Source organism: Microcoleus pseudofavosus SVA1_A4 (assembly GCF_036700565.1).
GTDB lineage: Bacteria > Cyanobacteriota > Cyanobacteriia > Cyanobacteriales > Microcoleaceae > Microcoleus.
The window spans coordinates 59,482-83,377 of sequence record NZ_JAUBPE010000020.1; the positions used below are offsets into that span (position 1 = coordinate 59,482).

The window sequence follows — 23,896 nt, forward strand, 5'->3', positions numbered from 1 at the left end:
TGTTTACTGTTTACTGTTGACTGTTGATTAATGTTATTGGTTATTTGTTGTTAGCCACAGCAAACGATTAACAAATGACTACTGACAACTGCCAACTGCCAACTGACTACTGACTACTGCCAACAGTCAACTTCCTTCCATTATCGATAAAGCCAGACACGCAGCAGCGAGAGCAACTGTTCCGTATCAACAGGTTTGGTAATGTAGTCAGACGCACCAGCTTCGATACATTTTTCCCGATCGCCCTTCATAGCTTTGGCAGTAAGAGCAATCATCGGCAGGGAAGCGAATTGAGGCATATTGCGAATTGCTTGCATTGTTTCGTAACCGTCCATCTCTGGCATCATCACGTCCATCAACACAATATTTATGTCAGGCGTATTTTGCAATTTAGCAATGCCCTCTCTGCCGTTTTCAGCATACTCAATTTTCATTTTATGGCGCTCCAGCATACTCGTCAGGGCGAAAATATTCCGCATATCGTCGTCAACAATCAAGACTTTTTTGCCCGCGAGCGTCGAATCAGTTTGATACAATTGCTCGAGCATTTGGCGCTTCGGTTCCGGCAAATCTGCTTGAACTCGGTGCAGGAACAAAGCTGTTTCATCTAACAAACGTTCCGGCGATCGCACATCTTTAACAATTATTGTTTCAGCCATGCGCTTAAGTTGAGTTTCTTCGGCTCTCGTCAACTCTTTGCCTGTATAAACAATAATCGGCAGACTTTTTAAAGTTGCATCTTGCTTGATCTGCTCGATCAGTTCAAAACCAGTCATATCTGGCAGTCCCAAATCGAGTACAATGCAGTCAAAATGCCCTGAAAGCAAAGTTTCTAGCGCCTCTGCACCGCTCCCCACAGCCGTCGTTACAACATCGTGATTGCCGATTAAATCCACAATGCTGAGACGTTGTGTTTCGTCGTCTTCTACAACTAGCAGATTCTTGACTCGCCGATCGACAAAACCCTTAATATCAGTCAAAGCTTTGCTCAAAGCTTCGCTGCTAACAGGTTTTTGCAAATAGGCGATCGCCCCTAACTGCAAACTGCGCTGCCGCCCTTCTTCAACTGATACAATGTGAACCGGAATGTGGCGCGTATTCGCATCATGCTTTAAGCGATCCAGCACTGTCCAGCCATCCATCACAGGCAAATTTAGATCCAGCATAATCGCAGTTGGCTTGAACTCTCGCGCCATCGCCAAACCGATATCGCTCCGTAAAGCCACTAAACCTTTAAAACCCTGATCCCGCGCCATATCCAAAAGAATGCGAGCGAAGTTCACGTCATCTTCAATAATCAACAGCACGCGATCGCCGGGATCGACAGTTTCCCGGTCATCAGCGATAATAGGTGATGGATAAGGGGCGATCGGCAAGTGGAAATTCGGCGAAGGAACTGCGGCAGAAATAGCAGGCGGCAATTGAGCCGTTTGCTTGCCCATTTCCGGTTCCCTATCATTCATTACTCGCGATTCTTGGTAAGTTTGCGGCAGATAAAGCGTGAACCTACTACCCTCACCAGGGCGACTTGTCAATTTAATTTCTCCGCCTAACAGATTAGCGATTTCTCTACTAATTGACAAACCCAAACCCGTTCCCCCGTATTTGCGGCTAGTGCTACCATCAGCTTGTTGGAAAGCCTCAAAAATAACCCTGTGTTTTTCAGCAGAAATCCCAATCCCCGTATCGCTAACCGAGAAAGCCAAAACAGTAGCGGAACTCGTTAAACTTTCTATCTCTAAACTCCACCCTTCCCGCGCTACTTCGACACGCAATTTCACCTCACCCCGCTCTGTAAACTTAAACGCATTAGAGAGGAGATTCTTCAAAACTTGTTGCAGCCGTTTAGCATCAGTATAGAGACCTTTTGGCAACCCACTCTCAAGCTCGATTTGAAAACTCAACTTCTTATCCTGGGCGATTTGGCGGAAAGTTCGATCCAAATGATCTCGCAAGTCGGGAAACAACACTTGCTCAATTTCCACCGACATCGTGCCTGATTCAATTTTAGCGAGATCCAAAATGTCATTAATCAGCCCTAACAAATCCGTTCCCGCCGAGTAAATTGTCCGCGTGTATTCAACTTGCTTCAGAGTCAAATTGCCTTCAGTATTATCAGAAAGCAATCGAGCGAGAATCAACAGCGAATTCAGCGGAGTACGCAACTCGTGAGACATATTAGCCAGAAACTCCGACTTATACTTAGAAGTTAGAGCCAACTGTTCGGCTCTTTCTTCCAGCAACCCCCTCGCCTGTTCGATATCTCGGTTTTTCCGCTCAACTTCCTTATTTTGCAGCGCTAGCAATTCAGCTTGTTCTTCTAGTTCTTCATTCGTTTGTTGCAACTCTTCCTGCTGATTCTTCAACAGTTCCTCAGATGCGCGGAGCGACTGCGCTTGTTGTTCGAGACGCTTGTTAGTTTCCGTTAGTTCTTTTTGCTGAGTTTGCAACTCTTCTGCCAAAGACTGCGACTGTTTCAGCAACTCTTCCGTCCGCATACTCGCCGCAATTGTATTTAAAACAATGGCGATACTTTCTGTAAGTTGGTCGAGAAATGTCAAGTGTATTTCGCTGAATCTGCGGAACGAAGCTAACTCGATTACTGCCGTTACTTGTCCCTCAAATAGTACGGGTAAAACCACGACATTTAACGGCGTAGATTCTCCCAGTCCCGAGCAAATTTTAACGTAGTTGTCCGGCACTTCTGTCAACAGTATTCGTTCCTTTTCCAGGGCGCACTGTCCTACCAAACCTTCGCCTAAATTAAATCTATTTCCCAGATGCTTGCGTTCGCGGTAGGCGTAGGTACTTAACAGTTTGAGAAACGGATCGTGTTCGACAGCTTCCATCATAAAGAAGACGCCATGCTGAGCAGAAACCAGCGGCGTCAATTCTGAGAGAATTAGTTTAGAAACAGTTTCTAAATCCCGCTGACCTTGTAGCATTCGAGTGAACTTAGCAAGGTTTGTTTTCAGCCAATCTTGCTCAGTATTCTTCTGCGTCGTCTCCCGAAGATTGGCAATCATCTGGTTAATGTTGTCCTTAACGATCGCAACTTCTCCTTCTGTGGCGACAGAAATAGACCTCGTTAAATCGCCTCTGGTAACAGCAATTGCCACTTCGGCGATCGCGCGCAACTGAGTAGTCAAATTCGCCGCCAATTCATTCACATTATCCGTCAAATCTCGCCACGTCCCCGCCGCACCCGGAACCTTAGCCTGACCGCCCAGTTTCCCTTCAATTCCCACTTCCCGCGCCACAGTAGTAACTTGATCTGCAAACGTCGCCAGCGTATCGATCATCTCGTTAATCGTATCTGCCAGAGTCGCAATTTCTCCCTTTGCTTCCAGCATTAATTTCCGCTTCAAATCGCCATTCGCCACCGCCGTCACAACTTTAGCAATACCCCGCACTTGCGCTGTCAAATTCCCCGCCATCGAGTTTACGTTATCGGTTAAATCTTTCCAAGTTCCCGCAACTCCTTTCACATCAGCTTGACCGCCCAATTTACCCTCAGTTCCTACCTCCCGCGCCACCCGCGTCACCTCAGAAGCAAAGGAATTAAGCTGATCCACCATCACGTTAATAGTATCTTTCAACTCCAGAATTTCGCCTTTGACATCGACGGTGATTTTCTTAGACAAATCGCCATTTGCCACCGCTTTCGTCACTTCCGCAATATTCCGCACCTGCGCTGTCAAATTCCCCGCCATCAAGTTAACATTATCAGTTAAATCTTTCCAAGTTCCCCCTACACCCCGCACGTAAGCTTGCACGCCTAATTTACCTTCCGTTCCTACTTCCCTCGCCACCCTGGTTACTTCAGATGCGAAGGAACTCAACTGATCCACCATGATGTTAATCGTGTTTTTCAGTTCGAGAATTTCGCCTTTTACATCTACGGTAATTTTCTTTGATAAATCGCCATTTGCCACAGCGGTTGTCACTTCGGCAATGTTCCGCACTTGTGCTGTTAAATTGCCGGCCATCGAGTTAACTGAATCCGTTAAATCTTTCCAAGTTCCCGCAACTCCTTTAACTTCAGCTTGCACTCCTAATTTGCCTTCGGTTCCCACTTCCCTAGCAACCCGCGTTACTTCCGACGCAAAGGAATTTAACTGATCTACCATCGTGTTGACAGTGTTTTTTAACTCCAGAATTTCACCTTTAACATCTACAGTAATTTTCTTAGATAAATCCCCATTTGCCACAGCAGTCGTAACAGCAGCAATATTCCGTACTTGCTCTGTCAAACTACCCGCCATAAAATTAACTGAATCCGTTAAATCCTTCCAAGTTCCTGCTACGCCTCGGACATCGGCTTGCCCGCCCAGCTTACCTTCGGAACCCACTTCTCTAGCCACCCGCGTGACTTCAGAAGCGAAGGAATTAAGCTGATCCACCATCACGTTAATGGTGTTTTTCAGTTCTAAAATTTCGCCTTTAACCTGTACCGTAATTTTTTTAGATAAGTCACCGTTAGCAACCGCCGTCGTCACCTCAGCAATGTTTCGGACTTGTGCTGTTAAATTCCCGGCCATTGAGTTAACTGAATCCGTTAAATCTTTCCAGGTTCCTGCTACTTCTTGCACTTCAGCTTGTACGCCTAATTTCCCTTCCGTTCCCACTTCCCTAGCAACCCTGGTGACTTCAGATGCGAAGGAATTTAACTGGTCAACCATCGTGTTGACGGTGTTTTTGAGTTCAAGAATTTCGCCTTTAACATCGACGGTAATTTTCTTAGATAAATCGCCCTTTGCCACAGCGGTTGTCACTTCAGCGATGTTCCGCACTTGTGCTGTCAAACTGCCTGCCATGAAGTTAACGCTATCAGTTAAATCCTTCCAAGTTCCTGCAACTCCTTTAACTTCTGCTTGACCGCCGAGTTTGCCTTCGGAACCTACTTCTCTCGCCACCCGCGTTACTTCAGATGCGAAGGAATTTAACTGATCCACCATGATGTTAATCGTGTTTTTTAACTCCAGAATTTCGCCTTTAACATCTACAGTAATTTTTTTAGATAAGTCACCATTTGCCACAGCAGTCGTCACGTCGGCAATGTTCCGTACTTGTGCGGTAAGATTGCCGGCCATCGAGTTAACTGAATCCGTTAAATCTTTCCAGGTTCCTGCTACTCCCCGCACTTCAGCTTGCACGCCTAATTTGCCTTCGGTTCCTACTTCTCTCGCCACCCGCGTTACTTCAGACGCGAAGGAACTCAACTGATCCACCATGATGTTAATCGTATTTTTCAGTTCGAGAATTTCCCCTTTCACATCTACGGTAATTTTTTTGGATAAATCGCCATTTGCCACAGCGGTTGTCACGTCAGCAATGTTCCGTACTTGTGCTGTTAAATTGCCGGCCATCGAGTTAACTGAATCCGTTAAATCTTTCCAGGTTCCTGCAACTCCTTTAACTTCAGCTTGCACCCCTAATTTGCCTTCGGTTCCCACTTCCCTAGCAACCCGCGTTACTTCCGACGCAAAGGAGCTCAACTGGTCTACCATTGTGTTAACAATTTGCGCTGTTTGAAGGAATTCTCCTTTGAGGGGTCTGTCTTCTATTTCTAAGGCGATGGTTTGCGATAAATCTCCTTTTGCTACGGCCCGAATTACTCTCGCGGTTTCAGAGGTTGGTTGCACTAAATCTGTAATTAGGGTATTGACAGAATCTACGCTAGCTGCCCAAGACCCCTCGGCGCTGCCGATGGTTGCCCGCTGGGCGATTTTGCCTTCTTTACCGACAACTGTGCCGATCCGATCGAGTTCGGCCGCCATTCTCTCATTGAGATCGATAATGTCGTTAAGTTCGTCAGCAATTTTTCCCGCTAGACCGGTCTGGTCTATGGGCATCCGAACTGAAAAGTCCCCTTTTTTAACAGCTACTAAGGTTCTGAGTAACTGTTTGGCATAACCATTATTTGAATTGGCGCTTGTTATCTGTGCAGTTGACATGACCGTTACCTTTGACGAGTTTGAAGGGGAAGGGGGGAATATTTTTGAGATTATTGATATTATCCGACTAAAGCAGTGTCTGATTGCTTATATCGAAAGATGGATGACAAATTGCTGTTTATCAGGTATTTTGTACTCGTTAGCAAACTCTTCTTGGTAAGCAGTTAATTGTGGGGTGTCAGGAACAGGCCCGGAAGCCTGTTCCACCCTGTTCCACAAAGAGTGAATTTTATTGTAGGGCGGGCAGGATGCCCGCTCTACACATTACCAACTGCGATTATTTCCAATTTTGCCACGAACTATTGAAAATAGAAGTACCCGGAAAGGCGATCGGATTCTTATTTTGTTGCAACCGCAACTGCAACATTTCCAAGTTTGGCTCGCGGGACGGCAATTCGTCCACTAATTCATAAGGTAAAATCCCCTTTTCTAGGGAAAAAGCAGCCGTAACTCCCGCCGCAGCACCGGCAGACCATTCAAAAGAATGCACTCGATAAGCAGCCGCTGCTGTATGGCTGACAGCAATACTTTTACCCGCCACTAACATATTGTCAATCTTTTGAGGAATCATTGCCCGCAGCGGAATTTGGAACGGATAAGCTTGGCCTTGAGCTTTGCGAGTGCCTTCCCGTTCGGTATTTCCCGGTGCTTCCGGCGGACTGTTGGTCATGCAGGGGTGAAAGTCGATCGCATAATGACCGATACCCACAGAATCAGGATAAATCGTAGCGCGCGATCGCGATTTTGTATCCTCTACCGATTGACTTCCCACGGCCAAAGCCGGCGCATTCAAACCACCCACAGCCAACCACAAATTGCGATACTCTTCCTCCGACAAATTCTGGCGGTAAAACTCAGCCTTAAAGTCGATGCGAGACATATCAACTTCCCACACCGTAAAACCTTGAGGCTGATTGAAACTCGGCCGCCCAATAATGCGCCGGCCCTCCCGCATATAAGGATATTTAGAAAGTCCGTGCACGGTCCCCATCGGCGAATCCAACCCGCTCAAAAGACGATTGTTTGGATAAGGCTTTTTCACATTATTTCCTAGCTGCGAATCAGTAGTTCCTGCTACCAACCAGTAAAAATATCCCTTAGAGTTTTCCTCCCCTCGGCGCAAAGTTTCCGTTCGCAAACCGCCCATCCATCCACCCGGTTGCAGTTGACCGGCCGCTTCCAACTGCGCGCGAGAATAAATTAAATTATCCTGGGCAGAACCCGGACGGTAATCATTGCCCCAAGTCCAGTTTTGCATCGAAATATCCCCAGGATAAATCGGGAATAGCTTCGGGTCGGAAGGGCGCGGCTCATCCGGTCTCGTACTCCTAATTTGGCGGTAGCTGAAAACTAACGGAAAGCTCGCCAATCTCGCCAATTCATAACTGTAGTAAGGAGCGTATTGTTGATAGAAAGACGGCACTTGATGCTGCTGCGGTTCCTTCGTTGCCTGCATCGCAAAAGTGTAAGTAAAACCTTGAGTGCAGTAAGCGTCGCCGGTTGGGCTGGCAGAAGAAGGTTCGAGAGGGGAACGCGGGTCAATTCCGAGGCGGTAGGGAACATCCGCAAGTGCGATCAATTCGCCGGTTTCAGTGGCATCTACAACGTACCAATCAGCACCCCTAGGTTTTGAATTAGATTGGTTAGGTGGTTTGGGAATAAACCGAATAATAGTTTTGTTAAATCGCGCCGAATTTTCGTAGCGATAGGCATCTTCGATAGTCTGAGAAAGAGTTTCGGTGTTGATTGGCGGGGTGTTGGCGGCAGGTTTGTGTTGAATGGCGATCGCACTTTTAATTTGTTGACCCCCAACTGCATTCCCCGCCACAGCAGGAGTAATTGCTAGTTCTTTAATAACTGTATTGGGAAACCATTTCAGCGTGCCTTTGCCTGTTTTAGCGGCATCCTGCAAGATGTTAAATAGAATTTTGTGACCGTCGTAGGGCATGAAACACGAATAGCTAACCCAACAGCCTCCGGGATTTAGCCGGCCGTAATGTTCCTCGATCCGCCTCCGCAATTCTAGGTAGCCGCGGGGGTAAAATAAGAGCGATCGCTGAGTTTCTCTTTCATCGAGTGCGGAAGTTCCCTGGGAGGAAATCTGACCGCCTACCCAGTCAGTAATTTCAGTCATGCAAACAGTGCGCCCCGCCAGCAAACCTTCGTAAGCGGTAGCAGCGCCTGCGAGCCCGCCGCCTGCTACTAGAATGTCGCAAGTTTCTGCATTGTCTGGATTACGCGGAGGTTCGGCAAATACTGGCGAAATGCTCCCTATCGCGGAAATTATGCCGAGGGTGAGGCTAAGGATCGATCGACCTTTGAGCGAAAATAGATACCCTCGAAGTTTCATCGGAGATTGTGGAATTAATTTTGACATAAGCAAAACACACTCATCGCATCCAAATGTTTATTTTGCAGTATACTGGTATTTCGTGGTACAGTCAGGAAAAACTTTTTATTGAAGAGGCATTAATACCAGCAACAACTATTGAACAGCCGGCTCAAACTTATGCTCAATATTGTCAAATTTATCGTCAAAATTTTTAGCTCATTGATTCCTTTTGAGAGTTTAACAATTACCACCAGTTTAACTTGTTCGGAAGTTTGGCGCAGGTTGGACGAAATTGTCACTAATCCCAAAATTTTGAAAATAATTATACCCTTTGGCCCGCCACCTGCAAAACCTTATGAAGGAACAATTTCTGGCAATACCTTCAAAATTAATCGCATTATCATCGGGAGTCATTTATTTTTCCCAATTATAAAAGGAAAGATCCATTCTCAACCCTTCGGTTGTTCCATCAAAATTAGCATGACTTTAAATAAAATAGTCCTAGCATTTTTGATTCTTTGGCTGTGGACAACTGGCAGTATTGGAATGTTTTCTTTATTTGCTTGGTTAGTCGAACCCTCCATAGGACCAATATTTTTACCAATCTTAGGAATGTTTATTGTGGGCTGGCTTTTGTGCTTAATTCCCTTTAAGATTGAAGCAAAATCAGCTACCAAATTTTTAGCTATTCTATTAACATAAAGTAATTTATAAGGGCAATATTTGAGCTGTATTTTAAAAAAAATATGGGTTCATCGGCATTCATCGCCAATAAAAAACTCCAAATTTATGCGTCAAAACCAACTCAAACAAAAAATCAAACAAGGCGAAACAGTCCTCGGTTTATTTATGAACTGCGCTTATCCCGCATTCATAGAAATCTGCGGTCACGCTGGATTTGATTTCGCCGTCATCGACATGGAACACGGCCCCCTGCACCCGCTTGCTGCTGAAGATTTGTGTCGCGCCGCCGACTGCACCGGAATTGCACCCATCGTCCGCGTCCGCAAGAACGACGGGCCGCAAATTCAACGAGCTCTCGACATCGGCAGTGCAGGCGTTCAAGTACCTCAAATTGAAAGCAAAATTGATGCCGAAACCGCTGTCAAAAGTGCTAAATACAGTCCTCTGGGCACGCGGGGCCTTTCCTTCGCTACGCGGGCGGGACTTTACACCGCCGCAGGTACAAATATCACGGACAAACTCAACGAAGAATCCTTAGTTGTGATTCATGTCGAAGGCAAAGGCGGCATCGACAACCTCGCGGAAATTGTGACTGTGCCGCAGGTTGACGTGATTTTTTTGGGGCCTTACGATCTGTCGCAGTCGATCGGCATTCCCGGCCAAGTCCGCGATCCCCGAGTCATCGACATGATGCAGGAGGCAGTGCAAACCATCCGCAGTGCAGGCAAAGCGGCCGGTACTTTTGCCGAAAACCCCGAAATCGCCCAGCAGTGGATTGATGCTGGCGTTCAGTACGTCGCACTTGGGGTCGATGTTGCCGTTTTCCTGCGGGCCTGTCAGTCGCTGGTGAAAGCGGTCAATCGATTTTAGATTTTAGATTTTGGATTTTCGATAAAAAGAAAAACAAGCCCCTGAATTCATCTTGTCGTCTTTACGATATCTTTGCAATTTTTGTAGTGTCTTTTACGACACATACAAAAAACCTGCGCTAGAGTAGAAGCATACACCTCCTTAAGGCAAAACTGGGGAGGGGAGCAAGGCTTCAGGGAGAAAAATCTATGAAAACGGTATTAGAATCCATTCATTTGGATTATGCTTTCATGTTTACTTTCAAAAAAGTAAACTCGATTAAGCTAGAAGGTTTCAAGGAATTTTTTGACGATATGCCTGTCGATCCTTATATCAGAGGAAAGTATCGATCGAGAAGATTGTCGCGGTTTGTCGTGAACGGGAACGAGTTGGTTAAGTTGCCTCACGGCTACTTGTTTCAAAGCAAAACATACAATCCGCTAGTGGGCGATATCCGGCGCGAATTTGCCGAATTGGACGATCGGCTAATTGCCCTCGATAATTTCAAACAGATGATTTTTGCTTTTTTCGATTCCTGCAAAATTCACCCGGAAGCTGAAATCGGCATCCATCAAATCAGGACGAGTTGTTCGCCGCACAATTTCGGCAACCCCGCACCGGAAGGCATTCACAGAGACGGTACTGATTTTATCGGCATCTTCTCGGTTGACAGAACTAATATTGTCGGCGGCGAAACGCATTTGTACTTGGCTAAAAAAGAGAAGCCTGTTTTTAATAAAATTCTGCATCCGGGAGAATTGCTGTTAGTTAACGACCACGAGTTTTTCCATTTTACTACGCCGATTAAACCGGAATCTGAAGGGGTGGGGACGAGGGATGTTTTTGTCCTGACTTCTCCGAGTTTACTTTGCGATTGAGGAGAGTTGGACATACGCATCAAAAGCAAAGAAACCGGGTTTTTTGCCGTTTCTGCGGGCTGTAACGAAGTCTTATCGCAAACAAACCCGGTTTCTGACCACCCGTGCCTAAGTCCTTATATCAATTCCGGTGGCATCGGAATTATAAGCGTGCGAGCGTCCCCGCTCGCGATCCAAGTCGCGAACGGGGACGCTCGCACTGACATCATGCAAATATATTATTCCAATGCAACCGGAAACGATATTACGAGCAACCTTTCGTTCGTAGTGAGGACGAAGAGTCCTGTTTCGGGCGTTTAGTCAATCAGGACTAAAGTCCTGACTACAAACCTGCATATTTTCCTAAAAAACCAGGTTTATGCGTCTAGCAACTCACAGATAAATCTTATCGAAACTTCCGTTCGGACTCTTGAATGGGAACATCATTAATGCTGGCTTCACGTCTTCGCATTAACCCATTTTCTGCAAATTCCCACTGTTCATTACCATAGGCGCGATACCAGTAGCCAGAATCATCGTGCCACTCATACTCGAAGCGAACAGAAATCCGATTGTCTGTAAAACTCCAGAGTTCTTTCTGCAAACGGTAATCTAATTCCTTTGCCCATTTTCGTCTTAAAAAAGCCTTGATTTCTTCCCGTCCGCTGAAGAATTCGGCACGGTTTCGCCACTGAGAATCTTCCGTATAAGCTAAGGCTACTCGTTCTGGATCGCGGGTATTCCAGGCATCTTCAGCAGCTTGAACTTTGGCTTTAGCCGTTTCCAACGTAAAGGGCGGTAGAGGTGGTTTAGTTTCCATCAGCTTTGTTGTTTGTGAGTGTAAAGGGTAAGTGCGGTGTGCGTGGAGCCCTAGAGATAGCGTGTGTGCGTCGAGGACGGGCTTTATTAGATTAGATATTTTCTCATCCCGTCCCTCTACATACAGCAGATTTCAGGTCGTCGATCGCACAGACGTGAAACTAGGAGCGATCGCTCCTGTCATATCGTTTCCGGTGGCATCGGAGTAATATATTTGGATAATATCAGTGCGAGCGTCCCCGCTCGCTAACACGCTCGCACGCTTATAATTCCGCTCCCACCGGATTTGATATCAGCCCTGCGATTTTTGGTACGCCGACTGTCAATATTTGGCGGCGTGTGATTTTCTGACATAATAAGTTCCTCCTTTCGCTGCGGTTAATTGATAGCGGTTACTTAAAGCTTAAAGAGTGTAAACAGTTCGTTCAACCTCGATTCTTGCTCTAAATTATCGAAATCTTGCTCGACTTACTGATGGCGCAATGCGTTCTGTCTCGGAAGAAGCCACCCGTTAGTTTATCATTTCCGCAAGTTTTGTTAACCTGTTTATAAACCAATAATAATCTTTTCTCTCGAATTTTAAACTATTTATTTAGGTAGATGTTTGGCATTTATTAAAATTTTAAAGTTAATAAAAATTTGAGGAAACATCATGCGATTTTTAATTAATTCAAGGCAAAAAATTCTCAACCTATTGGTACTCAGCTTTTTAGCAACAATCTTGATTGTTGTTCCTCCCTTGATCGGCGCTCGTTATAATTTATTTTACCCATCTTTAGAAGTTAGCGTCCAAGCTCAAACGCCCAATTCAAGCGAAGTAGAACCAACGCCTGCTGCTACTGAAGGACAGCAACAGCAGAAGAATCAACCAGCTAAGAATGCCAGCGAAGGGGAAGATAAAAAAGAGGAAAAACTAGAGCCTTTTAAAATGACAATGGGCGCGATCGGGGGATTGGTGCTCTTTTTATATGGTGTTACTCGGATGGCGGAAGGACTCGAAGCAATTGCGGGCGATCGCATGAAAGAAATTATCGGACATTTTACTACAAATCGCTATGCCGGACTCGCCACAGGCGCAGCAGCCACTACTTTATTAGATTCTTCATCCGTCACAATTATTATTACAATTGCGATGGTGAGTGCCGGATTGCTAACATTTGTTCAGTCTCTAGGAGTAGTTTTAGGTTCCAATATTGGCACGACTATCGGCGCTCAAATCGTTGCTTTTAAAATTAACGAATACGCGCCACTTGTGATGTTTATTGGCTTCTTGTTAACTTTTATTGGGAGAACAGACCGACTCAAAAATATTGGTTTAGTTTTGCTGGGTTTTGGCTTACTGTTTTTCGGACTAGACCAAATTGAAAGCGCAATGGAGCCGTTTGAGAGCTACCAACCATTTCTTAAGTTAATGGAAACTTTGGGAGAAAAACCCTTACTAGGAGCTGGAATTGGTGCCTTGTTTACCATTTTAGTTCAATCTTCCTCCGCTACGGTTGCTATTATCGTTACCCTAGCTAGTCAAGGTTTAATTTCACTTCCTGCTGGGATAGCCTTAATGTTAGGAGCGGAAGTTGGAACTTGCGCCGATACATTAGTCGCGACAATTGGACGAGAAAGACCTGCTGTACGAACGGGGATTTTTCATTTATTATTTAATCTGACGACCGCCACTTTGGGGATTTTATTTGCTAGTCAATTGGCGGCGATCTCCCAATGGCTCTCCAGCTTATTTGGGGCAGGCGAAGATGTTGCCCGAGAAATCGCCAACGCTCAATTAATATTTAACGTATTGGGCGTAATGTTGGTTATCGGATTTCTACCATTAATTGCTAAGGGATTGGAAAAAGTGATTCCCAAAGGCAAGGATGAAACAGATTCGGCGTTCGATCGCAACTCGCGATCGGACTACAACTAGCATTTGACATAGGTAAAAGAGCAGCGAGCCACCAGTTAGCCCCAGAGATTTGGGCGAAGTGAAACGTAGGGTTCGTTCCAAGGGCCCAACCTACAACTAACTCATGTTACTGAGACAGGCTATATGTAGTAAATCGTACAGAAGTAAGCTTTCTAATGTTTTAAGCTTCAGCGGTATTTCGCATACAGCATTATGCACACTACACAAGAACGATCGTGCAATTCTGCGTTTATATTGCCTCGAAACTGCACTTTTACTGAAACTGATTGGAAAGCCCTTGCGCCGTTTTGGTATCCGATCGCCTTCTCGCATGAAGTCACGGATCGACCGTTTGCCGCAAAGCTGCTCGATGAACGGCTCGTGCTGTTTCGACTTTCCGATAGCTCGATCGTTGCAGCACGGGATTTGTGTTTGCATCGCGGTGCTCCTCTGAGTTTGGGATGGGTTGAGAACGATGAACTCCAATGCAAATATCACGGCATCCGCTACGACAAAAGCGGTCAATGCACGCGTATTCCCGCTCAACCGGATGCCGCTATTCCCGCTCGGCTGAAATTGACGACCTACGCTGTCACCGAACGCTATGGTTTAGTGTGGGTAAGGCTCGTGGATAACGGTTCAGTCCATTTTCCTGACTTCAAGGAATGGAACGATCCAGACTATATTCAGGTACTCCCAGCCAGCGTGGCGATCGAAGCTGCCGCAGGTCGTCAAGTCGAAGGCTTTCTGGATGTGAGTCATTTTGCGTTTGTTCACACCGAATCCTTTGGCGAGCGCGAAAATCAAGAAGTGCCAGATTATCCCGTTGAGCGACTACCGCACGGGTTTCGCGCTGATTATGTCAGCACTGTGAGCAACTATCCGCACGGTCTAAAGCATCTGAGTCCGCCTGGGTTTAAGTGGCGTCGATTGTTTGAAGTGTGGCTGCCGTTCACAGCGAAGTTAACCGTTACCTTTCCGAACGGGCAGTTACACATCCTGAATGCAGCCTGTCCGGTTTCAGCCCGCAAAACGCGCTTGTTTGTGCCGATTTGCCGCAATTTTGACAAAGATGCACCGCTGCAAGACACGCTGGACTTTAACCATCAAGTGTTTGGCGAAGATAAGGATATTGTTGAGGAACAGTATCCCGAAGATTTACCGATCGCGCTGCAAGATGAAGTCCACATTGCCGGGGATAAAAGCTCGATCGCGTATCGCAAAGGATTGGCGGCATTGGGTCTAGGACGATCGTTTACCGCCTAACTCCTATCTCAATAGATTTTCGGAGATCGAAACCATGAGCGCTGATTTAGAATTTCAAAAACCGATTCCGCCAAAGCAATCCTACACAGGTTGGCAAGCTGCACTGGCAGAGTTCTTCCAGTTTGATTTCTACAGAACCAATTTCAAAACAGAGACGCTCGCGGGTATCACCACGTTCATGACGATGGGATACATCTTAGTCGTCAATCCGATCGTGCTGTCAAACGCGATTTTTCTACAACAGCCTGGAGATTTGTTTTCGCAATTGGCTGTGGCAACCGCTGTTGCGGCGGCAGTTGCAACCTTCTGCATGGCAATTTTAGCAAACTACCCTTTCGGGCTGGCGCCTGGAATGGGAACGAATGCCTTTTTTGCTTTCTCAGTTGTAATCGGACTGAAAATCGATTGGCGATTGGCGCTGTCCTGCGTGTTTGTTCAGGGGTTAATTTTTATCGCTCTGACGTTCACGGATGTACGTCGGTTATTGATCGTGGCAATTCCCAGGTCGCTCAAGCACGCAACCGCAGCAGGGATCGGCTTGTTTATTGCCTACATCGGTATGTCAGGAGATGTTGCCAATGGGGGAGCCGGATTGATTGTGGCAAATCCAGCGACAAAAACGGCGTTTGGCAGTTTAGCAGAACCGAACACGCTACTCGCTGTGGCGGGTTTAGCGATGACAGCCGGATTGGTGGTTCGGGGCGTCAGAGGTGCGTTACTCTTTGGAATTTTTGGCACCGCAATTTGGGCTTGGCTGTTCAAGGTTTCACCCCCACCTCAAGGATTTTTTGCGCTGCCAGAATTGCCAAAAGACATTTTTGGTCAAGCATTTGTGGGAATTGCTAATCTGAACTCCGACAATTTTCTTGACTGGATTGCAGTGCTGTTTGTATTTCTGTTTGTTGATATTTTTGACACGATCGGGACGTTAACGGGTGTGGGAATGCGGGCAGGCTATATCGGCCCGGATGGCGAGTTGCCGCGTGCAAATAAAGCACTGATGGCAGATGCGATTGGCACCACAATCGGGCCGATCTTCGGTACGTCGAGCGTGACGGCTTATGTTGAATCCGTCGCAGGTGTTGCCGAAGGCGGTAGAACAGGATTTACCGCTTTAGTTGTGGCAGGATTATTTGCGGTGTCGCTGTTTTTCATTCCGGTGTTTAAAGCGATTCCAGCTTTTGCAACGACGCCGACGCTGGTGATTGTTGGCGCGATGATGTTGGCTGAGGTTAAAGAAATTCCCTGGGATGATATTTCGGAAGTGATTCCAGCGTTTCTAACGATATTCCTGATTCCATTGACTTATTCGATCGCGGAAGGGTTGTCGATCGGATTTATTGCCTATCCGATTGTGAAAACCTGCCAAGGTAGAGCCAAGGAAGTGTCTGGGGGAACTTGGATCATTGCGGGGATCTTCGTTATTCGGTTCATCTTTATGTCGCTGCGGTTTCATCATTCAGCAGCCTGAGCCGGCATGGCGATCGCGAACTGGTAGGTTTGAATGACTTACCAGTGGTTGAGGCGACGCCGATAGTTTAATCTGCTTTGCTGTAGGCGAGTTCCCCCAGGATGTAGGTTGCCTCAACGGCTCGATCGTCGCCCATGATGATTAAACTAAAGGCACGATCGGCAAGTTCTTCCAGCGTTGTTGCGGGTGCTACAGAATTGCGAAATGCCATGATCGGCGTCGATCGCAAGTCCAGCACCACAAAATCTGCTTCTTTACCCACCTCGAAATTGCCAATGCGATCGTCAAGACATAACGCTCTAGCGCTGCCCAGCGTAGCGAGAAACAATGCTTGAAATGCAGAGAGAGAGTATTGTCTCAGTTGCGCGACTTTGTACGCTTCATTTGCCGTTTGCAGCATCGAAAGACTCGTTCCTGCACCAACATCTGTGGCAAGCCCTACTTTAACCGGAACGTCGATCGACTTCGCTTTTTCAAGATCGAACAACCCACTGCCTAAGAACAAATTTGACGTAGGACAGAATGCGATCGTGGATTTTGCTTCAGAGATCCGTTGAAATTCTGCATTCGTCAGTTGTACGCCGTGTGCAAAGATCGATCGCTCTCCCACCAATCCAGCTCGATCGTACACATCGAGATAGCCTTTGGACTCGGGAAAAAGTTCTTTTACCCAAGCAACTTCATTAACGTTCTCTGATAGATGCGTGTGCAGATAAACATCAGGATACTCTTGCAACAGTTTCCCTGCTAGCTTCAGTTGTTCCGGGGTTGAAGTCGGTGCAAACCGAGGCGAAACCGCGTATAACAATCGTTGATTGCGATGCCATTTTTCAATCAGTTGTTTGCTATCTTTATACGACTCTTGGGCCGTATCGGTCAGATATTTCGGTGCATTGCGATCCATCATCACTTTACCCGCAATCATCCGCAGATTTCGACGGCTCGCTGCCTCAAAAAAAGCATCGACTGATGCTGAAAAAACCGCTGCTAAAACAACTGCCGTCGTGGTGCCGTTGCGTAAGAGTTCATCAAGAAAAATAGCTGCAACCTGTTCGGCGTATTCTCGGTCTTTAAACTTCAGTTCGGTTGGAAACGTATATTGATTCAACCAATCCAAAAGCTGTTTTCCGTAAGCAGCAATCATTCCAGTTTGGGAGAAATGCACGTGAATATCAATAAATCCAGGCATCAACAGCATTCCTGGGTATTCAGACGCAGTGATGTCTGAGAACTGCTCTTTCAGGCGATCGTAAGCTCCAAAAGCTTTAACAATTCCGTTTTCTACAACCAGCAGACCATCTGGAACATAGCGAACGCTTTGATTTTGGGCAACATAAAAAGGATCTTCCACAAAATCTAGAAAAGCACCGCGAAACGCTTTAATTGAATTTTTAGATACAGATAAATTTTTGTTAATTGCCATGTGAAAATTTGTTGGTTTTGGAGGTTGGCTCAATCCTCTTAAAATGATTGCTTGTAATGTCAGATTTGTAAGTTACATTTACTACAAAAATAATTTTAAGACTAATCTAATCGCATTATTACTGCTGCGACGCACCGGCTCGCGATGAGGTATGGTGCGTCGCTAGGAGAAAATCTAGTAGATTTACAGATTGTCGATCGCGACGCACCGGCTCGGTATCTACTACGATCGGATTTGATATCAATCCTCAGTATCGGGATCGATTCCCATTGCTCGGAGCCGCTCCGCTAACTGGGCGAGTTTTCGCTCTGCTTGTTCGGCCCTTTGGCGTTCTTGCTCGGTTCTTTGCCGTTCTTGTTCGGTTCTTTGGCGTTCTTGTTCGGTTCTAGCCCGCTCAATTTCAACTTGTTCGGAGCCAGTTAACAGCAAATTCCCCTGCAAATCCCACCACCGCAGCCAAAGCATTTCTTGATTTTGATAACTTCCCTGCCAAAGTCCCAATTCTACTTCTAATAAAGGAATGGGATAGTGACCGCGTTCGTTTGGCTCTATCCTTCGATACACCAAATCTATCAGGTGATAGACTTCTAAATTGCCAGTTTTAATTTCATAAATGCCGTAGTAAGGAATGCGGATAATTTTCTCGTACACCCAAAACTTACCCGGTTTAGTTGTTGTACCGTCAGCCGCCACAGCCAGGGGAGTACGATCGCGCTCTTCGTCTCCATTACCGCTAGCAAATTCTAAAGCAATCAACGGCGCCATGTGTTCCCGCCAAAGTACATAAGAGCGGCGAAAACCGTCGAGAGTTGCCGGTACGTTGGGCACGTAAAACCAATCCGGTGCTTCTGCACCTTTCTCTGGCGGGTCAGTTTCTCGCCAGTAAATGCCGCAATCTTGCCCGATCGCGTATTGTCCGTCTGGATGCAGCCGCTCTACAACCGGCCCGATCGAATCTGTCAGAATGATGCTCTGGGGATGCTCCTGAAAATTTTTCACAAATGTACCGTCTTCGTCTGGCAGTTGGGTATGATCGGGGAATGCAGGAGGCAGACCAGTAGCAGTTATTGTCTCGTTCATCGTCGTTTTCCGTGCAGTTATTGTTAATTGTACTGCGAAATTTTAGAGCCATCTGAGTTCAGACTTCAGCTAATATTAGCTAAACCCAGCTAACCAAAGTGGAAGCATCAGCAGCAAACCGACGGAAGTTATGGCGATGCTGCTAGCTAACAAATCGCGATCGAGCTCGTAGACTTCCGCTAAAATCAACACGGAAAGAGCTGTGGGCGTTCCCGACATCAACACCAACACCAACCTCGGATCGCCGCTCAATCCGAAAAGATTAGCACCCAATCCAATCAGCACCGGCACAATTACTACTTTTAACAGCGACGGGACTAAGGCTAGTTCAAAACTCTGCCATGTTTTAATAGACCTTAGCCGAATACCAACCAGCAGCAAAGCACTCGCAATTACCCCCCAAATTGCCGCCTGCAAGCCTGATTCTACTGTTTCGGGCAGGGGGATGTTTCTCGTGAAAAAACCAATTAAAAAAGCCCACAGAGCGGGAACTGTCAGCACCTCCCGGATCTGAGTCCACCAGTGATTTTTTTGCTCGGAATTACCGAAATAGCTAGCAATAAATACACCGAAACAATAAGTTCCTATAACGTTGTTAGTGACGCTGTACAAGACGGCCCAGTTGTTGTTATCGGTGCTGATGATAGCGGGGGTGATTGCTAATCCGACAAAGCCTGTATTCCCTAACATCGCAGCTAGGATAAAACTGCCTTGGCTCGATCGCTTCAGGGAATTAAAATTTAATAAAAATAAATTAATTAGAGAATTTTTGCCCTGAAAATATGGCTGTTTGGCGTGGCGCGCACTCAGCCGGCGCAATAACAGCCAAGTCAACCAAGCTAAACTCGTACTCAGAAATAACACGAATAGGGCGATCGCCGGCGTGAATCCCACAGCACCGGAAAAATCGCTTTGACGGGCTAAAACTAGAATTTGCAGCGGTATCCCAATCCAGAAAAGAAAGCGGCTCAGCAGCTTGGGAAAATCCACTGGGATATATTGAAAAAGCAGCAGTCCTAAGCCCGTCCAGATAACGAGAGGCGTATAAGCGTGAAATAAGGTTTCAATCATAAAAATTTAACTTGACAATTTGAAATGCCTCTATCTATTAATAGTAATACTAAAATTAGTTGAAAAAATGAGAATTGTCGTTAGCGGAGCCCTCGAAGAGGATCGCATTTGCACACTTTTTCGCCGCCTTCGTGTTCGCAGCACTGCGGCCTCGAAAATTTCCGAACAGACGCGCAACATTTTCCTGGTGTTTCCCTCGCACCGAAACACGGCGAGACTAAATCTGCTGATTGACGTGGCACCGATCAATTCAATTTCAAAGCATTAACAGGCACCTCATCCCAAGAACTAACAGTCCGCAAGGTAGCAACCCAGCCCTGGTGTTTTTGATCTGCGGTCAAATTCTGCTCAAAAGATGCGTGGCATTCCTTGGCTTGAGTCTCATCGCAACAAGCAATGCAAGAATAAAGAATGCCGGACGGATCGATTTGCTCGTTTACCCAAATAATCACGATCTACTCTCTCAATTAAAATCTACTGTTACTTAAATTTTCCTATATTTTTGTCAATTATTTATGAGGATTTACGGAACAAAAAATTTGAGACGCTACAGATTCGTTGTAAGGTGCGCGGTGCACACCCTACCGATTCCTCGAAATGTGCGCTTCGGCGCACCCGCGCGATCGACATTTTGGCAAGCGGGCGCTCTACAATTACTTCGATGCCAAATTCGCCAAAGATTCGCCCGCAACCCGGCAAATCCGCCAGTCGGGCATCACATCAGCACCGATGCCCTTATAAAATCCGATCGCCAATTCATTCCAATCGAGCACGCTCCATTCCAAACGCCCGCAGCCCCTTTCTACTGTCAACTGCGCTAAATAAACTATCAAAGACTTGCCAATTCCCCGCCCTCGAAACTCAGGCAGCACAAACAAATCTTCCAAATAAATTCCCGGCTGAGTCAAAAAAGTAGAATAATTGTAAAAAAACAGCGCCCAGCCCACAATTCGACCCTCGCACTCGGCTAAAATCGCTTCAGCAAAAGGTCGTGAGCCAAACAAATGATTCTCCAAATCAACCGCATTGCCAGTAACGGCATGAGATAATTTTTCGTACTCAGCTAAAGCTTTAATCAAATCAAACAGCACCGGCACGTCGGCGCGGATAGCTGGACGCAAAATTACCTCAGAAGACATAAATAAATAAGTAGTACGCGACAATCCACCATTAAAAATACCACATCAAGACATTTTTAATTTTTAATTAAGCTTTTCCACCTTAAATCTGCATATCTAGGGCGGGCTAGGATTGCCCACCCACAAAAATTTTAAGATTTTTCCAAATGCAAACTAAATGTTTTTTAGCTTATTTCAACCATCCCTTCAATCGTTCCGTCACTTGAGGGCGGCGCAGCTTTCGCATTGCCTTATTTTGAATTTGACGGACTCGTTCGCGGGACAAATTGAACATACTGCTGACCTCTTCTAAAGTGTAAGGTTCGCCGGTTAGCAAACCGTAACGCATCGCAACAATCTCTTTTTCCCGCTCAGTCAAAATACTGTCCAACACCTCCAAAATATCTTGGCGCATCATCATCTCATTCATCTGAGCTTCTGGAGATTGCGTCGCGCTATCTTCAAGAACATCCAAAAGTTCCGAACTTTCTTCGGTGCCGATGCGGTGGTTGAGAGACAAAGATTGCCGGCGTACTTGCTGGAGGTAGCGAAGCTGTTCGCAAGTAACTTCCATTTCTCTAGCAAGTTCAGTTTCAGTGGGATTGCGTTGAAGAGAACGCCTCAAATCCCGATAAACTCTTTTGAGTTTATTTAACTGTTCGACAATATGAACCGGCAAGCGAATCGTCCGCCCTTGATTGGCAATTGTCCGGGTAATTCCTTGGCGAATCCACCAATAGGCATAGGTAGAAAATTTGTAACCTTTCTCCGGATCGAACTTTTCGGCGGCTCGATTCAAACCCAAAGCTCCTTCCTGAATTAAATCGAGAAAAGGCACGCCCCGATTGAGATAGCGTTTGGCAATCGAAACCACCAAGCGCAAATTCGAGCTGATCATTTTCCGTTTCGCCGACTGACACTGGTGGCGAAGCTGTTGCAGTTGAATTTCGCTCACCCCCACAGCCGCCGCGAGTTCAGCTTTTGTCGGCACTCTGTCCAATTCCTGCTGCAAACGCTGTTCTAAGTCATTCAGGGCTACCAATTCTTGAACGCGGCGCGCCAACTCCACCTCTTCGGTGGCAGTCAGTAGAGGATACCGAGCCATTTCTTTGAACAAAGCTCCCACGGGATCGTCGGCAGACCAATTGTTGTATGCTGACGATCGAGTTACCGTCGGACGATCGATCTCGGTGTCCTCATCCTCTGCGATTGCGAGTGAGGCTTCGGGTGCCACCGCAAAACTGCCTAGGTCAGATTCTGCCATATGGTGCTTGGTGTCCGTGGGATGATTTGAAAAGTATCCCTTAACTTTAACCAATTTAACCCGAAATTTCCGAAATCCCAAATCCCAAATCCCAAATCCCAAATCCCAAATCCCAAATCAATTAGTTCGGGCCAGTAAAGGAGCAGCCTGCAACAACTGCTGAGTGTAAGGGTGCTGCGGATTAGTAAAAATCTCTCTAGTCTTGCCGATTTCAACAATTTTTCCAGCATTCATTACCGCAATACGATCGCAAAAAAATCTCGCCACCCACAAATCGTGCGTAATAAATAGATAAGTCAAATTAAATTCCTGCTTCAACTCCAACATCAGCTCCAAAACTTGAGTCTGCACGCTGGCATCCAGCATACTCACCGGTTCGTCGCAAATTATCAGTTGCGGCCGAGTAATTAAAGCCCGCGCGATCGAAACTCGCTGCTGTTGTCCTCCTGACAATTCCCCCGGATAGCGGCGAAAGAAATCCTCCCCTGGAGTCAAACCCACCCGCTCTAACATTTGGATTACTTGTTTTTTAGCTTCGCTGGTATTAGCTAATTTGTGAATAAATAAAGGGTCAGCAATACTTTCTCCGACAGTCATCATCGGATTGAGGCAAGCGTGGGGGTCTTGAAATATCATTTGCATTTGGCGGCGGTGCTTCCTCACAGCATCGCGGCTCAGGGCAGTTATATCTATTCCTTGAAATTCAACTTTGCCGCCTGTCGCGGGAATTAGCTGCAAAATCGTGCGAGACAAGGTACTTTTGCCGCAGCCGGACTCCCCTACCAGCCCTAGGATTTCTCCCCGTTCTAGCTCTAAACTAACGCCGTCTACTGCTTTAATTACCGGGCGATTCCTGGAAAATAACTGATCTAATAAATTGCTTTCTAAACTGTAGTGTTGCTGCAAATTTGTCACGGTCAAAAGAGGCGAATTTGTTAAGTTTGCAGTAACGACTTCAGTCCTGATTTCCTCGAATGCTAACCCTTTGCCCGAATCAGCTTGAATGTGCAAAGCTGCTTTCAGGAGCGATCGAGTATATTCGTGCTGCGGCTGTTGAAAAACCTTCTGCACCGGTCCTGTTTCTACGACTTTGCCGCCGTACATCACCGCAATGCGATCGCAATACTCCCCCACCATCGCCAAATCGTGAGAAATCAACAAAATAGCCGTTCCCCGTTCCTCGCAAAGTCTGGTTAATTCCTGCAAAATCTGGGCAGCGACAGTTACGTCCAAACTCGTAGTCGGTTCGTCCGCCACAATTAATTTAGGATCGAGCAAAAGAGCCAAAGCAATTGCTACTCTTTGCCGCATTCCGCCGCTAAATTCGTGGGGAAATTGCGACCAGCGAGACGCCGGAATTTTCACAGCTTCCAGAGTTTCGATCGCCCGTTTCTTAGCTTGCTTGCGATCCAAATTCGGTCTGTGAGCTTGCAAAGTCTCGATGCAGTGTTCCCCTACAGTCATCAAAGGATCGAGACGAGTCATCGGATCTTGAAAAATCAATGCCACAGCTTCGCCCCGAAACCGTCTGAGTCGCGAAGCATTCATATCAAACACCGACTCTCCAGCAAAACTAACTCGCCCCTCAATCAGCGTTGAATCCGGCAGCAACCGCATCGCCGCCCTTCCCAAAGTTGACTTACCGCACCCAGACTCCCCAACTAATCCCAGCTTTTCCCCCGGTTTCAGCGTCAGGGAAACCCCGTCAACGGCCCAACCGGATTGGCCCCGCCGCTGAGGATAAGCTACTCGCAGATTTTCAACGGAAAATAGAGAAGAGTCATTAGTCATTAGTCATTTGTCCTTAG

At 46.5% G+C, this 23,896-nt stretch carries 16 protein-coding genes; 6 read left to right on the forward strand and 10 right to left on the reverse strand.

The features are described 5' to 3' along the window. Nucleotides 1-140: 140 nt before the first annotated feature. The gene (locus tag QUA02_RS11210) at nt 141-5,957 is read right to left on the reverse strand and encodes a HAMP domain-containing protein (RefSeq protein ID WP_333027568.1); all 5,817 of its coding nucleotides are present in this window, start codon (nt 5,955-5,957) and stop codon (nt 141-143) included. 277 nt (nt 5,958-6,234) lie between these two features. Next, nucleotides 6,235-8,334, reverse strand: coding sequence for an FAD-dependent oxidoreductase (locus tag QUA02_RS11215; RefSeq protein ID WP_333027571.1), 2,100 nt, complete (start codon nt 8,332-8,334; stop codon nt 6,235-6,237). A gap of 267 nt (nt 8,335-8,601) precedes the next feature. Between QUA02_RS11215 and QUA02_RS11220 the strand changes: the two genes are divergently transcribed. From QUA02_RS11220 to QUA02_RS11230, 3 genes are all read left to right on the forward strand, one after another. Continuing rightward, entirely contained in the window at nt 8,602-8,991 is a 390-nt protein-coding gene (locus QUA02_RS11220) for a hypothetical protein (RefSeq protein WP_333027574.1), read from the forward strand. Nucleotides 8,992-9,078: 87 nt separating this feature from the next. Then, nucleotides 9,079-9,843 (forward strand): HpcH/HpaI aldolase family protein, encoded by a 765-nt coding sequence (locus tag QUA02_RS11225; protein WP_333027577.1) that lies wholly within the window; start codon nt 9,079-9,081, stop codon nt 9,841-9,843. 188 nt (nt 9,844-10,031) lie between these two features. Beyond that, complete coding sequence (locus QUA02_RS11230; RefSeq protein WP_333027580.1) at nt 10,032-10,700, forward strand: 2OG-Fe dioxygenase family protein; 669 nt, start codon at nt 10,032-10,034, stop codon at nt 10,698-10,700. Between the two features lie 385 nt (nt 10,701-11,085). Here QUA02_RS11230 and QUA02_RS11235 read toward each other — a convergent pair whose 3' ends face one another. Continuing rightward, entirely contained in the window at nt 11,086-11,499 is a 414-nt protein-coding gene (locus QUA02_RS11235) for a nuclear transport factor 2 family protein (RefSeq protein WP_333027583.1), read from the reverse strand. A gap of 651 nt (nt 11,500-12,150) precedes the next feature. Here QUA02_RS11235 and QUA02_RS11240 point away from each other — a divergent pair. The 3 genes from QUA02_RS11240 (at nt 12,151) to QUA02_RS11250 (ending at nt 16,132) form a co-directional block, all read left to right on the forward strand. Continuing rightward, the gene (locus QUA02_RS11240) at nt 12,151-13,416 is read left to right on the forward strand and encodes a Na/Pi cotransporter family protein (RefSeq protein ID WP_333027586.1); all 1,266 of its coding nucleotides are present in this window, start codon (nt 12,151-12,153) and stop codon (nt 13,414-13,416) included. Nucleotides 13,417-13,608: 192 nt separating this feature from the next. Then, nucleotides 13,609-14,661: a Rieske 2Fe-2S domain-containing protein gene (locus tag QUA02_RS11245; RefSeq protein WP_333027589.1), complete on the forward strand. Its 1,053-nt coding sequence runs from the start codon at nt 13,609-13,611 to the stop codon at nt 14,659-14,661. 34 nt (nt 14,662-14,695) lie between these two features. Next, entirely contained in the window at nt 14,696-16,132 is a 1,437-nt protein-coding gene (locus QUA02_RS11250; protein WP_333027593.1) for an NCS2 family permease, read from the forward strand. 67 nt (nt 16,133-16,199) lie between these two features. Here QUA02_RS11250 and guaD read toward each other — a convergent pair whose 3' ends face one another. The 7 genes from guaD to QUA02_RS11285 form a co-directional block, all read right to left on the reverse strand. After that, nucleotides 16,200-17,555 (reverse strand): guanine deaminase, encoded by a 1,356-nt coding sequence (gene guaD / locus QUA02_RS11255; RefSeq protein WP_333027596.1) that lies wholly within the window; start codon nt 17,553-17,555, stop codon nt 16,200-16,202. 240 nt (nt 17,556-17,795) lie between these two features. After that, nucleotides 17,796-18,635 (reverse strand): Uma2 family endonuclease, encoded by an 840-nt coding sequence (locus QUA02_RS11260; protein WP_333027599.1) that lies wholly within the window; start codon nt 18,633-18,635, stop codon nt 17,796-17,798. A 75-nt stretch (nt 18,636-18,710) separates the two neighbouring features. Continuing rightward, a complete protein-coding gene (locus tag QUA02_RS11265) occupies nt 18,711-19,706 on the reverse strand; it encodes an AEC family transporter (RefSeq protein ID WP_333027601.1) in 996 nt (331 codons plus the stop codon). A 245-nt stretch (nt 19,707-19,951) separates the two neighbouring features. Continuing rightward, nucleotides 19,952-20,158 (reverse strand): glycogen debranching protein, encoded by a 207-nt coding sequence (locus QUA02_RS11270; RefSeq protein WP_333027602.1) that lies wholly within the window; start codon nt 20,156-20,158, stop codon nt 19,952-19,954. Nucleotides 20,159-20,359: 201 nt separating this feature from the next. Then, nucleotides 20,360-20,845 carry a GNAT family N-acetyltransferase gene (locus QUA02_RS11275; protein ID WP_333027604.1) on the reverse strand — a complete coding sequence of 162 codons (486 nt, stop codon included), beginning with the start codon at nt 20,843-20,845 and terminating at the stop codon, nt 20,360-20,362. A gap of 169 nt (nt 20,846-21,014) precedes the next feature. Further along, complete coding sequence (locus QUA02_RS11280) at nt 21,015-22,088, reverse strand: RNA polymerase sigma factor, RpoD/SigA family (protein ID WP_333027606.1); 1,074 nt, start codon at nt 22,086-22,088, stop codon at nt 21,015-21,017. A 117-nt stretch (nt 22,089-22,205) separates the two neighbouring features. Beyond that, nucleotides 22,206-23,879 carry a dipeptide ABC transporter ATP-binding protein gene (locus tag QUA02_RS11285; RefSeq protein ID WP_333027607.1) on the reverse strand — a complete coding sequence of 558 codons (1,674 nt, stop codon included), beginning with the start codon at nt 23,877-23,879 and terminating at the stop codon, nt 22,206-22,208. Nucleotides 23,880-23,896: the final 17 nt, after the last annotated feature.

Bases quoted from the DNA above. Each gene is read 5' to 3' on its own strand.
- QUA02_RS11210 (WP_333027568.1), bottom strand. From the start codon at position 5,957: ATGTCAACTGCACAGATAACAAGCGCCAATTCAAATAATGGTTATGCC.
- QUA02_RS11215 (WP_333027571.1), bottom strand. From the start codon at position 8,334: ATGTCAAAATTAATTCCACAATCTCCGATGAAACTTCGAGGGTATCTA.
- QUA02_RS11225 (WP_333027577.1), top strand. From the start codon at position 9,079: ATGCGTCAAAACCAACTCAAACAAAAAATCAAACAAGGCGAAACAGTC.
- QUA02_RS11230 (WP_333027580.1), top strand. From the start codon at position 10,032: ATGAAAACGGTATTAGAATCCATTCATTTGGATTATGCTTTCATGTTT.
- QUA02_RS11235 (WP_333027583.1), bottom strand. From the start codon at position 11,499: ATGGAAACTAAACCACCTCTACCGCCCTTTACGTTGGAAACGGCTAAA.
- QUA02_RS11240 (WP_333027586.1), top strand. From the start codon at position 12,151: ATGCGATTTTTAATTAATTCAAGGCAAAAAATTCTCAACCTATTGGTA.
- QUA02_RS11245 (WP_333027589.1), top strand. From the start codon at position 13,609: ATGCACACTACACAAGAACGATCGTGCAATTCTGCGTTTATATTGCCT.
- QUA02_RS11250 (WP_333027593.1), top strand. From the start codon at position 14,696: ATGAGCGCTGATTTAGAATTTCAAAAACCGATTCCGCCAAAGCAATCC.
- guaD (WP_333027596.1), bottom strand. From the start codon at position 17,555: ATGGCAATTAACAAAAATTTATCTGTATCTAAAAATTCAATTAAAGCG.
- QUA02_RS11260 (WP_333027599.1), bottom strand. From the start codon at position 18,635: ATGAACGAGACAATAACTGCTACTGGTCTGCCTCCTGCATTCCCCGAT.
- QUA02_RS11265 (WP_333027601.1), bottom strand. From the start codon at position 19,706: ATGATTGAAACCTTATTTCACGCTTATACGCCTCTCGTTATCTGGACG.
- QUA02_RS11275 (WP_333027604.1), bottom strand. From the start codon at position 20,845: ATGTCTTCTGAGGTAATTTTGCGTCCAGCTATCCGCGCCGACGTGCCG.
- QUA02_RS11280 (WP_333027606.1), bottom strand. From the start codon at position 22,088: ATGGCAGAATCTGACCTAGGCAGTTTTGCGGTGGCACCCGAAGCCTCA.
- QUA02_RS11285 (WP_333027607.1), bottom strand. From the start codon at position 23,879: ATGACTAATGACTCTTCTCTATTTTCCGTTGAAAATCTGCGAGTAGCT.